Source organism: Leucobacter sp. M11 (genome assembly GCF_035726885.1).
GTDB lineage: Bacteria > Actinomycetota > Actinomycetes > Actinomycetales > Microbacteriaceae > JAPFRB01.
In genome coordinates this window covers 546829-548380 of sequence record NZ_JAPFRB010000003.1, presented here as the reverse complement: position 1 = coordinate 548380, position 1552 = coordinate 546829, and the positions used below count along the sequence as shown (strand labels likewise).

General features: G+C 71.6%; 3 protein-coding genes. 2 read left to right on the top strand and 1 reads right to left on the bottom strand.

From position 1 onward, the window contains the following. Nucleotides 1-335: hypothetical protein (locus tag OOT08_RS10980; RefSeq protein WP_325092680.1), on the top strand; the 335-nt coding region annotated here is incomplete at its 5' end. 104 nt (nt 336-439) lie between these two features. Here the strand turns inward: OOT08_RS10980 and OOT08_RS10975 are convergent. Then, on the bottom strand, nt 440-1096 hold the full coding sequence (locus OOT08_RS10975) for a DsbA family protein (RefSeq protein WP_325092679.1): 657 nt from the start codon (nt 1094-1096) through the stop codon (nt 440-442). A 193-nt stretch (nt 1097-1289) separates the two neighbouring features. Between OOT08_RS10975 and OOT08_RS10970 the strand changes: the two genes are divergently transcribed. Next, nucleotides 1290-1544: a hypothetical protein gene (locus OOT08_RS10970; protein ID WP_325092678.1), complete on the top strand. Its 255-nt coding sequence runs from the start codon at nt 1290-1292 to the stop codon at nt 1542-1544. Nucleotides 1545-1552: the final 8 nt, after the last annotated feature.

The following is a 1552-nucleotide window of genomic DNA, read 5'->3' as shown; positions in this document are numbered from 1 at the left end:
TCAGCCGGGCGGGCCAGATCGCCCTCGTCCTGTTCTGGGTGGGGGTCGGCATCCTCGCGCTCCCGCCGCTCCTGTTTCTCACGATCACGATCGGCACCGCGGGCGTCGAGGCGATCGGCTGGGCACTGTTTTTGGGCTTCATCCTGTTCACGACGGCCTTCGCGCCGGTCACGCTGGGCGTGTTCGCCCTCGCCCTCGTCTTCGCGCTGATCGCTCGCGGCCGCGTCGTGCGCCCGGGCACCCGGCGGCTCGGCCTGGCCCCGATCATTGGCTCCGCCCTCGGCGCCGCGCTCTCCCTCGCGGTCGTGGGGGTGCAGTTCCTCAGCGAGCGCTGAGGGCGCGGCCGCTTTCTGGGGAACGCGCGAGGGCCGGGACGCGCGCTCGCGTCTCCGGCCCTCGTGATGCGTCGCCCCCGGCTTCGGCGGGCGGACGGGGTGGTCTAGGACCCCTGTGCGGCCTCGGCCACGGCCTCCTGGAGCTCCTCCAGCGTCTCCAGCTCGACGAGCGTGTCGTTCAGGAAGAAGGTCGGGGTGCCTTGCACGCCGAGCTCCTCGCCCGCCTGCTTGTCCGATTCGATCCGCTCGGTCGTGGCGGGGTCGGCCACGGCCGCGTCGTACTCGGCCAGATCCAAGCCCAGCTCCTTGGCGAGGCCGCGGAAGAAGTCCGCCTGCGAGTCCTGCTTGCCGCCCCACTCGGGCTGCGTCTCGAAGAGCTTGTCCGCCATCTCCGTGAACTTGCCCTGCTGCGCGGCGGCCTCTGCGGCGAGCGCGGAGGTCATCGAGTTCTTGTGCCCGGGAAGCGGGAAGTAGCGCATGGCGAAGGTCACCTGGTCGCCGTGCTTCGCGCGCAGGTCCTCAACGACGGGAGCCATCTGGCGGCAGGAGGGGCACTCGAAGTCGAGGAACTCGACGAAGGTGGCGTCCGTGCTGCCCTCGGAGAGCAGGTGGCTGTCCGCGGCCAGCGCGGGCTCGGACGGGGCCGTGGACTCGGGCGCCGTGTCGATGCTCTTTTGCTGGGCGGTCAGCCCGATGGCCACGGCAATCGCCACGACGAGGACGGCGAGGATGCCGAGCTGCCATTTCGTGCGAGTTCTCATGCGGGTGGGGGTCCTCTCTCGGGGTGTTCCTAGCGGATCCAGCGTAACCTTCGTGGTCACGGCGCGCCTGAGAATCGGCGGAGGGGACCGCGCCGCACCCGTCGGCCGCGCCCGGCACCGTTGCCCAGGCTCTGCGGCTGTGCGATACTCGTGCCGGACCGGCGCCCGCGCCGCCCGACGAACCAGGAGCCGAATGATGTGGACCGCGAACCCCCTGCTGCCGAGCGGCTTCGACGCGGTCTGGTCGGTCGTCGCTCTCGCCCTGCTCGTCGTGCCGGTGGTCACCCTGATCGCCCGGTTCCGGAGCCCCGACACCGCCCCGCAGGGCACCCGGCTGCTCTGGGCGCTCGCGATCGTGGCCCTGCCGCTGCTCGGCCCGGCGCTGTTCTGGGCCACCCGCTGGTCCCGCGAGCGTGACCGGCTTCGCGCGGCGCGAGTGTCCGACTAGCCTCAGAA